Genomic DNA, 13,934 nt, shown 5'->3' on the forward strand with positions numbered 1-13,934 from the left:
GCTATCTGCCGGGGGGACCTGAGAGGTGCTTACTCTTTATCCGCAGGCGTCAGCGTGACGGAGGAAAGGTAGTTCAGCAGCGCAATATCGTTTTCCACACCCAGTTTCATCATCGCCGATTTTTTCTGGCTACTGATGGTTTTGATGCTGCGGTTTAGCTTCTTGGCAATTTCAGTCACCAGGAAACCTTCAGCAAACAGGCGCAGGACTTCGCTCTCTTTTGGAGACAGGCGCTTGTCACCGTAACCACCGGCGCTGATTTTTTCCAGCAGGCGGGAAACGCTTTCCGGGGTGAATTTTTTCCCTTTTTGCAGTGCCGCCAGTGCTTTCGGCAGATCAGTCGGCGCGCCCTGTTTCAGGACGATACCTTCGATATCCAGATCCAGCACGGCGCTAAGGATAGCCGGGTTGTTGTTCATAGTCAGAACAATAATGGACAGGCCAGGGAAGTGGCGTTTGATGTATTTGATCAACGTAATGCCATCACCGTACTTGTCTCCAGGCATGGAGAGGTCGGTGATCAGAACGTGCGCGTCCAGTTTAGGCAGGTTATTGATCAGTGCAGTGGAGTCTTCAAATTCGCCAACAACATTCACCCACTCGATCTGTTCAAGTGATTTGCGAATACCGAACAGTACAATCGGATGGTCATCGGCAATAATTACGTTCATATTGTTCATGTATTAGGCTACCTTGCTACAGCAAGCTTTTGACGTAAACGTCAATGTCGCTGATATATTTCTCTGTTCCTGGAGCATCCTTTTCACGGATAAGATGTTCCAGCGTTTCACATAACTGCTTGCCGGGTACCAGATTTAGCATGGCAAACACACCTTTAAGTCGGTGTGCGGTCTGCGCCAGCGCCGCAAAATCATGCGCTGCCGATTCAGTATACAACCTCTGCACATCATCCGGTACCGTATCAACAAACAGCGCGTAATAGCCGCTGGCGTGGAGTTCGGCGTTTTCGCTCGCGCCGCCTGGAGAGGCTTCCACGATCTCATCCTGAGCCAGTTGCTCTTCGATAAGTTGTAGTACGGCTTCCTGCATGGCATTACTCATATTGAAGTTTACACGCAACTGGCCAGGGCCGATTTTGCGAATGCCAGCCTCATCATCGCTTAAAAGCAAGCCTGAGGCAGTAAGATTAGACGGATTATCAGTTAAAAAGAGATCATAATCTTGACTTACGAGTCGCTCGTCGGGCGAAATGCAGGTCGCCCCCCAGTTTTCGAGCTGCCGTACGACAATCGTCCGGATTTCACTGGAAGTGATATCGGTCATCACCACCACGTCATCCAGCAGGCGCTCTTCTGATTCCACAACCTGAGCGCGTGGTGCCATTTTAACATGGACGGAATAACGGGTACCGAGAGTTTCTCTGGATTTTATGTTCAAATGCCCGCCCAGCTTGCGCGCCAGCTGATCGCACAACCAAAAAGTCAGGGCGTTCGCTTTTCCGTAACGGTCAGACTGCGTGTCGTTCAGGAACGGGAAGTGCAGATTATCAATTTCGCTGTTGCTGACTCCATCGCCGGTATCGAGGATACGAAAGGTCAACCGATCTTCTGCTGATTCGTCGGTGCTCACTTCAAGCGTAATCTTGCCGATCTGCGTAGTGGTCACGGCGTACTGAATTAACAACAGCAGGATCCGGCATAGTGCCTCACGATCGCCATGACGCTGCTCGTTGGCTGGCAGCGAGTTGTTGATCAACAACTGCAGACCTTTGCGTTTGATCACCGGTAAAACTTCCGGCACCACTTCATCAATCAGATCCTGAATGGCAAACAGCGTCGCGTTGCCTTTCCAGCTGTCGTTTTCCAGCATGTTGGCCAACTGGATTTCATCGACCAGGCGAACCAGCATGTCCGCGCGGTTTGCCAGCTTCAACGCCTCATCGCCGCCGATTGCCGCAGCCTGCTCTGCCAGTGATCGCGCAGGCTGTTTCAGCGCTTCGCCAATGTTCTGCATAAAGGTGGCGCGACCCTGCTGGTTTTTCTCGTACAGACGCTGCGCCTGCTTGAGCTTTTTATTCACCAGCACTTCACGGTCCTGATCACGAATAATGAAAATTTGCGTACGTGGCGCGACCTGGCTGCGGAACTGGCGGATCTCGTAGAGCTCGTTGTTAATCGTCGCCTGAATCACCCCCTGATGCTGATCGGCCATGCTGGTGATGTTCTGCAGATTCAGATGCGGTAACAGATGATCGGCGATCTTATTGCTAATGATGGTCCGGTTGGACTCCTGGTCGTGTACCAGCAGACCTAACGGCAGCAGGGAAACAATCTCTTCATTAATAGCTTTTAGTGCGCGCATTTCGCTGCTCGCCGCCACCGGTGAGGTCGCGTCACTCTGACGGCCCGGCTGGTTGCGGAAGGTGGTAAAGCCAAACAGCGCCAGCGCCAGTAAGCCAATGTTAAGCAACAGCGGCAAAAGGATGTTTTGCAGCGTGTCCAGCAGCAACGTGCCGAACGGCACCTGCCACACCAGACGCATGCCGGTGGTGTTCACCGAAGACGAGATCTCAATGCGCGAGCTGTTGAAATTAATGCTTACGCTGTCGGCGGCTTCTTTATCCTGATTACGAGCCGCGGCATTTTGCGTCAGATCCTGCTCCAGACGGAAGCTGTCCAGTGTCATGCCAGGCGGGATGAGATCGTTAATCGGCAAATCAAAGGCCACCACGGTGGCCAGATGACCCGGCTGGTTAAAGGTGGTGCGCAGCGTAAAGTAATGGCCGTTCTGCCACGCCAGACGGCGCAGCGACGAGAAGGTTTCACGTTCATCCAGCGTGTTGGCCTGCTGTAGCATCTCGGCGCGGCGGGAATCAACAATGTTGCCGATAGTGGATTCTTTAAAGCCGGACGAGAGATCTTTCAGCGGCAGCGTGGAAATGAGGATCAGGCTGTTGTCCTGACCGTTCAGATAGTACATCGACCATGGCACCGTCTCCGCGCCCCACAGCGTATCCAGATAGCTCGACATCTTTTGCGTGATGTCGAGTGTGGCGCTGTCGTGGGAGCCAAAAATCAGCGCTTCGGTTTTACGGCGCGGTTTTTCCAGATAATAGACGTCCTGCTTGAGGCGTGTTTCCTGAAGCCCGTCGCCAGACGAGGAAGGGGCGCTGGCGGCGATGTTGTCATAGATTTGCCAGGTGGCGTAGCGCCAGGTGTCGATACGCTTATGCAGCGCATGAGTGACGTCGACAATCTGATAGCTTCTGTCCTTCAGCCAGGCGTTGACCGCGCTCTGAATCATGACGCCCATCGTCACCAGCAGGACGATGATCATTAATAGAAAGAAACGCGTAATGCTGCCTGGTATCAAGGAGAATTTGTTCGGGATCATCGTGTCGGAGTGACTCATTATTGTGTGTAACCCATTATGGCAACGGCGCCATAAGCTGTCAGAGCCTGTGGCAAAAGCGTTCTCGCCGGGCAATGTCCTGCTGGCAGTATAAAGGCTGTTACGCCAATTTCCAGACTCGTACGCCAATCCAGCGCAATTTTTAACCCTCTTTCAGGTGCTTTTCTGGCGACTATGTTTAAGAAGCAATATTTGTACATTTTTACAATTTTTGTACAATAATTTGATAATGATCATTAAAAAATAGCACGAAATAACAAGCAATTAATTATCTTAGGATCCTAATGATAATTTTTCTTTGCAGATCGAATTAGTTAATAGTCGTTACTATTTCTGATCGGTAGCACAAAAAAATTAAAGTTGTGTAAAGAAGGGCAAAAAAAAACCGAATGCAGAGCATTCGGTGGAAATTGGGGTAAACAGACATTCAGAACTGAATGACGGTAATAAATAAAGTTAATGATGATAGCGAGGATATTCTAGATCCCATCTGAGAATTTGTTTTGGCATTCAGTGCTATAGAGTGTAACTCGTGTAACTTACTGATTTGTATGTTATTTTATATTTGTTTTGATTATTCGTGCTTATTTCTTTAGCTTTTCGTGTCATAAAAAGTTCCCCTAAATTTACATTTTGAAACATCTAGTGAGTGATCTGAAACACCTTAAAAGTTTTAGTATCATTTTCTTGTTGGATTATTCTGCATTTTGCAGCAAAATGAACTTGCCGACTGATTAGAGGGTTAATCAGTAAGCAGTGGCATATAAAAAGGCATATAACAGAGGGTTAATAACATGAAAGTTAAAGTACTGTCCCTCCTGGTACCGGCTCTGCTGGTAGCGGGCGCAGCAAATGCGGCTGAAATTTATAACAAAGACGGCAACAAATTAGATCTGTACGGTAAAGTTGATGGTCTGCACTATTTCTCTGATGACAAGAGTGCTGACGGCGACCAGACCTACCTTCGTTTCGGTTTCAAAGGTGAAACCCAGATCAACGATCAACTGACCGGTTACGGCCAGTGGGAATACAACGTTCAGGCGAATAACACTGAATCTTCAAGCGATCAGGCATGGACCCGTCTGGCGTTTGCTGGTCTGCGTTTTGGCGAAGCCGGTTCTTTCGACTACGGTCGTAACTACGGCGTCGTTTACGACGTAACTTCATGGACCGACGTTCTGCCGGAATTCGGCGGCGACACCTACGGTTCTGACAACTTCCTGCAGCAGCGTGCTAACGGCGTTGCAACCTACCGTAATACTGACTTCTTCGGTCTGGTTGATGGCCTGAACTTTGCGCTGCAGTACCAGGGCAAAAATAGCGGCAGCGGTGAAGGTGCAACCAACAACAGCCGTGGCTGGAACAAACAGAATGGTGACGGCTTCGGCGGATCTCTGACCTATGATCTGGGTGAAGGCTTCAGCGTTGGTACTGCTATTGCCAGCTCCAAACGTACTGACGAGCAGAATGCTCGCTTCTTCGGTGAAGGCGATAAAGCCACCACTTACAGCGGTGGTCTGAAATATGACGCGAACAACCTGTATCTGGCAACGCAGTACACCCAGACTTACAACGCGACCCGTTTCGGCAGCGACAGCTTCGGTGGCTTTGCTAACAAAGCACAGAACTTCGAAGTGGTTGCACAGTACCAGTTCGACTTCGGTCTGCGTCCGTCCGTGGCTTACCTGCAGTCTAAAGGTAAAGACCTCGAAGGCGGTTACGGCGACCAGGACCTGCTGAAATATGTTGACGTAGGTGCGACTTACTACTTCAACAAAAACATGTCCACCTATGTTGATTACAAAATCAACCTGCTGGATGAAAACGACTTCACCCGCAACGCTGGCATCAGCACTGATGACATCGTAGCGCTGGGTCTGGTTTACCAGTTCTAATCCAACTGAATACCACCATAAAGGGGCCCCGGGCCCCTTTTTTTGTGTCTGACTTTTCCAAAACTGGTGTACCCTTGCGCCTTCAGCAAGAGGATAACAACGAATGGACATGACAATTTTTCGCGCCGCATGGTTGGCGACGTTGGTACTGATAGCAGGCTGTGACACCGCAACGCCCCCCAAAGCAGCAAAACCCGCCGCGACCGTACTGGAAGGGAAGACAATGGGCACCTTCTGGCGGGTCAGCGCGATTGATATCGATGAAACCCGCGCCACCGCGCTGCGTCAGAAAGTGCAGACGCAACTGGATGCCGATGATCAACTGCTCTCCACCTGGAAGAATGATTCCGCGCTGATGCGCTTTAATCAGTCGCAAAGCACAACCCCGTGGCCGGTCAATGAAGCGATGGCGGATATCGTCACCCAATCGCTGCGCATTGGTGCAAAAACCAGTGGCGCGATGGATATCACCGTCGGGCCGCTGGTAAATTTATGGGGATTCGGACCGGACAAGCAGCCGGTAAAAACGCCAACTGAGGCGGAGATCGAGGCGGCGAAAGCGCGCAGCGGGCTGAAACATCTTTCGGTCATCAATCTGGCCGGACAACAGTTCCTGCAAAAAGATATTCCCGATCTGTTTGTTGATCTCTCCACCGTCGGAGAAGGCTACGCCGCCGATCATCTGGCGCGTCTGATGGAGCAGGAGGGGATCTCCCGCTATCTGGTGTCCGTCGGCGGCGCGCTGGTCAGCCGGGGGATGAACGCCGAAGGTCAACCGTGGCGTGTGGCGATCCAGAAACCGACTGATCGTGAAAACGCGGTACAGGCTATCGTTGATATCAACGGTCATGGTATCAGCACTTCAGGCAGCTACCGCAACTATTATGAGCTGGACGGTAAGCGTATCTCCCACGTTATCGATCCGCAAACTGGCCGACCGATCGATCATAAGCTGGTCTCGGTGACGGTGATTGCGCCCACAGCGCTGGAAGCTGATGGCTGGGATACCGGGCTGATGGTGCTCGGCCCGGAAAAGGCCAAAGAGGTGGTGCGCGAGCAGGGGCTGGCAGTGTACATGATCATCAAAGAAGGTGATGGCTTTCGTACCTGGATGTCGCCGCAGTTCAACGGATTTCTGGTGAACGGGAAAAATTAAAAAGCAAGATTGCGGGTTTTTTCTTACGGTCTGTCCGGCAAAGTAAGGCTAACCTTTACATGAAGGAGCCAACCATGAAACGTAATACGCTACGCACTGAAGCGTCCCGCTGGCAGGCGGTGCTTGATCGCGATCCGCAGGCGGACGGCGCGTTCGTTTTCGCCGTACAGACCACCGGCATTTTTTGCCGTCCTTCCTGCCGTGCGCGCCATGCGCTGCGCCAGAATGTGCAATTTTTCCCTGACGCGCAGGCGGCGCTGGCAGCGGGTTTCCGTCCGTGCAAGCGTTGCCAGCCTGACAAGCAAGAGCCTCAACAACAGCGGATAGAAAAAGTGGCGCAGGCCTGCCGGTTGCTGGAGCAGGAGATGCCGGTCACGCTGGATGAACTCGCCCGTCAGGTGGGCATCAGTCCGTTTCATCTGCATCGCCTGTTCAAAGCCACCACCGGCATGACGCCGAAAGCCTGGCAGCAGGCATGGCGTGCGCGCCGCTTGCGTGAATCGCTGGCAAGAGGCGAGACCGTGACCGAATCCGTGCTGGCGGCCGGGTTCCCTGACAGCAGCACTTACTATCGCGCAGCCGATGCGGCGCTGGGAATGACCGCCCGCCAGTATCGTCGCGGCGGCGAAGATGCATGCATTCACTTTGCCACCGGCAACAGCGAGATCGGCCGTTGCCTGGTCGCCGAAAGCGAGCGCGGCGTCTGTGCGGTGCTGCTGGGCGACAGCGAAAGCGAACTGCTCGCCGAGCTGCAGCAGGTTTTCCCGCGGGCGCAGTTACAGCCAGGAGACGCGGCATTTCAGGAGCGGGTTAATCTGGTAATTGCCAGCCTTAACAATCAGCATCAGCCGCTGATGCTGCCGCTTGATATCCGCGGCACCGCGTTCCAGCAGCAGGTCTGGCAGGCATTGCGCGCCATCCCGCCGGGTGAAACGCGCAGCTACCGCCAGGTGGCGGCAAGCATCGGTAAACCCAACGCGGTGCGTGCCGTGGCGGGGGCGTGCGCCGCCAACAAACTGGCGATTCTGATCCCCTGCCACCGGGTGGTGCGGGACGATGGTGCGCTGTCAGGCTACCGTTGGGGTGTCGCGCGAAAAGCGCTATTGTTGCGACGTGAATCGCCGCGCGAGGAGTCGTAATGCTTGATCTCTTTGCCGATGAACATCCCTGGCAAGAGCCGTTAGGGCCAGGCGCCGTGATCCTGCGGCGCTTCGCCTTCGCCCGTGCAGAAACACTACTGGCGGACATCGCCAGTGTGGCGGCTGTCTCGCCGTTTCGTCAGATGGTGACGCCCGGTGGCTACACCATGTCGGTGGCGATGACCAACTGCGGCGCGCTCGGCTGGACCACCGACCTGCACGGTTACCTCTATTCCCCGAACGATCCGCAAACCCACCAGCTCTGGCCGGCGATGCCGGACAGTTTCCGGCAGCTTGCCGACCACGCCGCACGGGAAGCGGGTTACCCCGATTTCCGGCCCGACGCCTGTCTTATCAACCGCTATGGCGTTGGCAGCAAACTCTCTTTGCATCAGGATAAAGACGAACACGAGCTGCGCGCGCCGATTGTCTCTGTTTCGCTGGGCTTACCGGCCATCTTTCAGTTTGGCGGCCTGAACCGCAACGATCCGCTGCATCGCGTGTTACTCGAACATGGTGATGTGGTGGTGTGGGGCGGGGCATCACGCCTGTTTTACCATGGTGTTCAGCCGCTTAAAGAGGGTTTCCACCCGGCGACCGGACGTTATCGCTTAAATCTGACCTTTCGCCAGGTGTGTAAGAGCGAATAAAAATAAGAATTATTATTGATGTAACCCGTAAGCAGTTTACACTGCGGGCTGCGTTTTCTTGTCCGGGTTGTCTTATGGAACTTCTCCTGCTTGTCTGGCGCCAGTACCGCTGGCCCTTTATCGCCGTAATGGTGCTGAGCCTGCTGAGTGCAGCGCTGGGCATCGGGCTGATTGCCTTTATTAATCTGCGACTCATCACCGTCGTGGATACCTCGCTGACCGTGCTGCCGGAATTTCTCGGGCTGTTGCTGCTGTTAATGGTCGTCACGCTGGGGTCACAACTGGCGCTCACCGCGCTGGGGCACCATTTCGTCTATCGTCTGCGTAGTGAATTCATCAAGCGCATTCTGGATACGCAAATCGAACGCATCGAAAAGCTGGGCAGCGCCGCGCTGCTGGCCGGGTTGACCAGCGATGTTCGCAATATCACTATCGCCTTTGTGCGTTTGCCGGAACTGGTGCAGGGGATCATTCTGACCTTTGGTTCTGCCGCTTATCTGGCGTGGCTGTCGGGCAAAATGCTGCTAATCACCTCGTTATGGATGGCATTGACCATCCTGGGCGGGTTTATCCTTGTGGCGCGGGTTTACAAACACATGGCGACGCTGCGGGAAACGGAAGACAAGCTGTATCACGACTACCAGACGGTGCTCGAAGGTCGCAAAGAGCTGACGCTCAACCGCGAGCGCGCCGAGTACATCTACCAGAACCTCTATATTCCTGATGCCCGCGAGTACCGCCACCATATCATTCGCGCCGACACGTTCCATCTCAGCGCCGTGAACTGGTCTAACATTATGATGCTGGGCGCGATTGGCCTGGTGTTCTGGATGGCGAACAGCCTGGGCTGGGCAAATACCAGCGTGGCGGCGACCTATTCATTGACCCTATTGTTTCTGCGCACGCCGCTGCTCTCTGCCGTGGGGGCGCTGCCGACGTTGCTCAGCGCGCAGGTGGCATTCAATAAACTGAATAAGTTCACGCTGGCACCGTATGCGCCTGAGTTTCCACGCCCGGAAGCGCACCCTGACTGGCAGACGCTGGAACTGCGCGATGTCGCGTTTCACTATCAGGACAACAGCTTTGCGATAGGGCCTGTCAACCTGACGCTGAAGCGCGGCGAGCTGGTGTTTCTGATTGGTGGCAACGGCAGCGGAAAATCGACACTGGCGATGCTGCTGACCGGGCTGTATCAGCCGGTATCAGGGGAGATCCTGCTGGACGGCAAACCGCTGTCCGCCGGGAAGCCGGAAGATTATCGTAAACACTTTTCGGCGGTCTTCACCGACGTCTGGCTGTTTGACCAGTTGCTGGGGCCGGAAGGCAAACAGGCCGATCCGGTACTGGTCGAAAAATGGCTCGAACAGCTGAAAATGCGCCACAAATTGCAGCTTGAGAACGGCAAAATCCTCGATCTTAAGCTGTCAAAAGGGCAGAAAAAACGCGTGGCGCTGTTGTTAGCACTGGCTGAAGAGCGAGACATCATTCTTCTGGATGAATGGGCAGCAGATCAGGATCCGCATTTCCGCCGTGAATTTTACCAGGTCCTGCTGCCGCTGATGCAGCAAATGGGCAAAACCATTTTTGCTATCAGCCACGATGACCACTATTTTACGCATGCCGATCGTCTGCTGGAGATGCGCAACGGTCAACTGACGGAGCTGACTGGCGAAGAGCGTGCCGCCGCGTCGCGGGATGCGGTCGCCCGTACGGCCTGAGGATGTAAGGAAACTAACAGATGCCCGTGTTAACCAAAAACAGCCCCAGGCTGCGCGACGAAGAGCGTGCGCGGCTGATCTGGCTGCTGACCACCGATAAAGCGGTCACCTCCACCCTGTTGGGAAAACTGACTTTCGCCGAGCAGTATGACGACGGGACGCTGGCGGACGATCTCGCCGAAGTGAGCGCGCTGGTGGCCCATCTTCCGGCGCCGGACCTGGCGGATACACTCGAAGCGTTGCCCTCGGAAGAGCGCCATGCGCTGTGGCGAATGGTGGAGGACGATAAACGCGGCAAGGTACTGCTGGAGGCCTCGGAAAACGTCTGGGACGATCTCATTGATGAGATGAGTGACAAAGCGCTGCTCGACGCGCTGACGACGCTGGACATCGACGAACAGATTTACCTGGTTCAGCATCTGCCGCGAAATTTGACCGGGCGGCTGCTGGCGTCATTGCCAGCGGATGAACGGGCGCGTGTTCACCAGGTGATGAACTACGCCCGCAACAGCGTCGGCGCCATTATGGAGTTCGGGGTGATCACCCTTCGCCCGGACGTGACGCTGGGCGCCGTGCAACGCTACTTGCGTCGACTGGGCAAAATGCCGGAGAACACCGATAAGCTGTTTGTGATCTCGCGTGATAACACCCTGCTGGGTGAGCTGGCGCTGCAAACCATTCTGCTGAACCCGGCGCAGCGGCGGGTGGAAGAGGTGATGGACGCTGAGCCCGTCGCTTTTCATCCGCAGGAAAGTGCAGAAAAAGTGGCGCGCACTTTTGAGCGTGACAACCTGTTGAGTGCGGCGGTGGTAGACGCGGAAGGCAAATTAATGGGGCGTCTGACCATCGATGAGATCGTCGATGTGGTGTACGAAGAAACCGACAACGACATCCGTCAGATGAGCGGTCTCAGCAACGAAGAAGATATTTTTGCGCCGGTGACCCGGGCGGTAAAGACGCGCTGGGCCTGGCTGGCGGTGAATCTCTGCACCGCGTTTATTGCCTCGCGCGTTATTGATGGTTTCGAGCACACCATTTCGCAACTGGTGGCACTGGCGTCGCTGATGCCGATTGTGGCAGGCATTGGCGGTAATACCGGCAACCAGACAATCACCATGATCGTCCGCGCGCTGGCGCTTCAGTACATCCAGCCGGGGAACTTTTCTTTTCTGATCCTGCGTGAAATGGGTGTGGCGCTGATCAACGGCGTGGTATGGGGCGGGATCATGGGGCTCGTCACCTGGTGGCTGTATGATGATCCGCATCTGGGTGGCGTGATGACACTGGCGATGGTGCTGAACCTGCTGGTTGCGTCGCTGATGGGCGTGCTTATCCCGATGGTCATGATTAAGTTCGGTCGCGATCCGGCTGTCGGCTCCAGCGTAATGATCACCGCAATCACCGATACCGGCGGGTTTTTTATCTTCCTGGGACTGGCGACGCTGTTCCTGCTCTAGCGGTATCTCTTCTGTGCGCTTCATCACAAAACGGAGGATATTACCGCTTCATGTCACATTTTTCCAGCCGGAACTCTCTTTTGTGTCCACATTTTTTCAACATTTCCATAACAGATCTCAAAACTAAATTTAAAGTTTAAACAATATTTAAATTTTTCATCGTCAGTGATAACGTTGATTCCCCGAATCGTTTCACCTGCGCTAATACCAAACGCGAGTTTATGTAAGGCTTTCATACAATGAAAAAAAAGATGGCCGTACTCCGCTCACAGGTGTCTGTTTCTGACGTTGCCCATGCTGACGCCCGAACCCACACTCGTACTGAGCAAGAGACGGATGTATTACTGATCGGCGGCGGGATCATGAGCGCCACGTTGGGCACTTTGCTTCAGGAACTGGAACCGGACTGGTCCATCACCATGGTCGAACAGATGGAGCGCGTGGCCGAAGAGAGTTCCAACGGCTGGAACAACGCCGGTACCGGCCATGCTGCGCTGATGGAGCTGAACTATACGCCGCAGAAAGCCGACGGTTCCATCAGCATTGAGAAAGCTATCAGTATTAACGAATCCTTCCAGATTTCGCGCCAGTTCTGGGCGCATCAGGTCACACGCGGCGTGCTGCGTCAGCCAAAAAGTTTCATCAACACCGTACCGCACATGAGCTTTGTCTGGGGCGAGGACAACGTCAATTTCCTGCGCGCGCGCTACCATGCGCTACAACAATCCGCCCTGTTTCGTGGCATGCATTATTCTGAAGACCATGCGCAAATCAGCGCCTGGGCACCGCTGGTGATGGAAGGGCGTGACCCGCAGCAAAAGGTTGCGGCGACGCGCACGGAAATTGGTACCGACGTCAACTACGGTGAAATCACCCGCCAGCTCATCCGTGCGCTGCAACGGCAGGAAAACTTTTCCCTGCAACTGAATACGACGGTGTGCCGCTTTAAACGCAATGCGGATAACAGCTGGACCGTGACGGTCTGCGAGGCGAATAACCCTCATGCCAGACGTACTATCAGGGCGAAATTCATTTTCATTGGCGCAGGTGGCGCGGCACTGAAGTTGCTGCAAAAAACCGGCATTCCGCAGGCCAACGACTACGCCGGTTTCCCGGTGGGCGGGCAATTCCTCGTCACCGAAAACCCGGAAGTGGTGAACCGCCATCTGGCGAAAGTATACGGGCAGGCGACCGTGGGGGCGCCGCCGATGTCGGTGCCACACATCGACACGCGCATCATTGATGGCAAGCGCGTCGTGTTGTTCGGGCCATTCGCCACGTTCTCTACGAAATTCCTCAAAAACGGATCGCTGTGGGATCTGCTGGCCTCGACCACCACGTCGAACTTTCTGCCGATGGTTCACGTCGGGCTGGATAATGTTGATCTGGTGAAATACCTGATTAGCCAGGTGATGCAAAAAGACAGCGATCGGCTGGCGGCGCTGCAGGCGTACTATCCACAGGCCAACAGCGCGGACTGGCGGTTGTGGCAGGCCGGGCAGCGAGTGCAGATCATCAAACGTGATCCGCTGAAGGGTGGCGTGTTGCGTCTCGGCACTGAGATAGTCAGCGATGACGAAGGCACCGTCGCTGCGCTGTTGGGGGCATCGCCGGGCGCGTCTACCGCTGCACCGATCATGCTGCAGTTGCTGGAAAAAGTGTTCAAAGATAAGGTACGTTCAGCAGCCTGGCAGGCGAAGATCAACGAAGTCGCGCCCACATGGGGCGTACGTTTGCAGGACAACCCGGCGCTGATTGAACAGGCGCTGGCATACACCAGTGACGTGCTGGAACTGCATTATGCACCGTCCGCCGGATTCGACCCGGTACCGGCAGCGCAACTGAAACCACAGACCACTGTCGCGAAAGAGATAGCGGATATCGCGCTGTAACTGTAGCTAAAAGAAACCCCGGTCAGCGCCGGGGTTTGTTGGTTAACGCACGGTGGCGTCGTTAATCGTCTCTTCCGCTTTCCAGAGGCGGTACTTCACCTCCACATTGGCGGGGGTATAGACCACGATCGGTAGCTTGCTGTTGTAGCGCAGCATGCCTTTATCACCCAGACCCGCGGTCACGAATTTCTTTTCTTTTTTGCCGTCCGGGCAGGCCATCATGGTCGAAACCGGTGAGGTCACTTTATCAAAGACATAGTAGTCATAACCCCAGCCTTCCAGCGTTTTGCTCTCCAGCTCGCCGCCCAGGCGGTGATGATTACAATCCACTTCCAGCGTCTGACCAATCAACAGTTCGACCTGGTAAGCCGCTTCATCCTTTTGTTCAGGTAACTGAATCACCTGACGCTTCATGCCTTTTTCTGCCTGTGGCCAGGGTGCGCTTTTTTCCAGAGGTTGATCGCTGGCAAAGGCGCTGGAAGAGACACTGGCCGCAGCCAGTAAAGAGGCGAGAAGTAAACGAGCGTTTTTCACAATGTATCCTTGATATCCGTTATTACCGGAGCAGCGTAACACTAATGCGAAATTTATTAAGCGTAATTTACTTATTTTTTCATAATGTGTAGTGATATGTACTGCTATTATCTTTTATGGT

10 protein-coding genes are annotated in these 13,934 nt (G+C 54.3%); 7 read left to right on the forward strand and 3 right to left on the reverse strand.

Features of this window, described 5'->3' with window-relative positions:
- Nucleotides 1-29: 29 nt before the first annotated feature.
- A complete protein-coding gene (gene rcsB, locus QMG90_RS07790; protein ID WP_038156553.1) occupies nt 30-680 on the reverse strand; it encodes a response regulator transcription factor RcsB in 651 nt (216 codons plus the stop codon).
- Nucleotides 681-696: 16 nt separating this feature from the next.
- Nucleotides 697-3,372, reverse strand: coding sequence for a phosphotransferase RcsD (rcsD, locus tag QMG90_RS07795; protein ID WP_283283261.1), 2,676 nt, complete (start codon nt 3,370-3,372; stop codon nt 697-699).
- A gap of 794 nt (nt 3,373-4,166) precedes the next feature.
- On the opposite strand from rcsD, the gene QMG90_RS07800 reads away from it, so the two are divergent.
- The 7 genes from QMG90_RS07800 to mqo all read left to right on the forward strand — a co-directional run bounded on the left by QMG90_RS07800 (nt 4,167) and on the right by mqo (nt 13,279).
- On the forward strand, nt 4,167-5,267 hold the full coding sequence (locus QMG90_RS07800) for a porin OmpC (RefSeq protein WP_283283262.1): 1,101 nt from the start codon (nt 4,167-4,169) through the stop codon (nt 5,265-5,267).
- 103 nt (nt 5,268-5,370) lie between these two features.
- The gene (apbE, locus tag QMG90_RS07805) at nt 5,371-6,423 is read left to right on the forward strand and encodes an FAD:protein FMN transferase ApbE (RefSeq protein WP_283283263.1); all 1,053 of its coding nucleotides are present in this window, start codon (nt 5,371-5,373) and stop codon (nt 6,421-6,423) included.
- A 74-nt stretch (nt 6,424-6,497) separates the two neighbouring features.
- Nucleotides 6,498-7,562: a bifunctional DNA-binding transcriptional regulator/O6-methylguanine-DNA methyltransferase Ada gene (gene ada / locus QMG90_RS07810; protein WP_283283264.1), complete on the forward strand. Its 1,065-nt coding sequence runs from the start codon at nt 6,498-6,500 to the stop codon at nt 7,560-7,562.
- Nucleotides 7,562-8,212 (forward strand): DNA oxidative demethylase AlkB, encoded by a 651-nt coding sequence (gene alkB / locus QMG90_RS07815; RefSeq protein ID WP_283283265.1) that lies wholly within the window; start codon nt 7,562-7,564, stop codon nt 8,210-8,212. Before ada ends, alkB begins: the two co-directional genes overlap by 1 nt.
- Before the next feature lie 74 nt (nt 8,213-8,286).
- Complete coding sequence (locus QMG90_RS07820; RefSeq protein ID WP_283283266.1) at nt 8,287-9,930, forward strand: multidrug ABC transporter permease/ATP-binding protein; 1,644 nt, start codon at nt 8,287-8,289, stop codon at nt 9,928-9,930.
- Between the two features lie 20 nt (nt 9,931-9,950).
- Nucleotides 9,951-11,387, forward strand: coding sequence for a magnesium transporter (mgtE, locus tag QMG90_RS07825; RefSeq protein WP_283283267.1), 1,437 nt, complete (start codon nt 9,951-9,953; stop codon nt 11,385-11,387).
- Nucleotides 11,388-11,626: 239 nt separating this feature from the next.
- Nucleotides 11,627-13,279 (forward strand): malate dehydrogenase (quinone), encoded by a 1,653-nt coding sequence (mqo, locus tag QMG90_RS07830; protein WP_283283268.1) that lies wholly within the window; start codon nt 11,627-11,629, stop codon nt 13,277-13,279.
- A 42-nt stretch (nt 13,280-13,321) separates the two neighbouring features.
- Here mqo and eco read toward each other — a convergent pair whose 3' ends face one another.
- Nucleotides 13,322-13,813: a serine protease inhibitor ecotin gene (eco, locus tag QMG90_RS07835; protein WP_283283269.1), complete on the reverse strand. Its 492-nt coding sequence runs from the start codon at nt 13,811-13,813 to the stop codon at nt 13,322-13,324.
- Nucleotides 13,814-13,934: the final 121 nt, after the last annotated feature.

The sequence above is a fragment of the Trabulsiella odontotermitis genome (assembly GCF_030053895.1).
In the GTDB taxonomy this organism is placed as follows: Bacteria; Pseudomonadota; Gammaproteobacteria; order Enterobacterales; family Enterobacteriaceae; genus Trabulsiella; species Trabulsiella odontotermitis_C.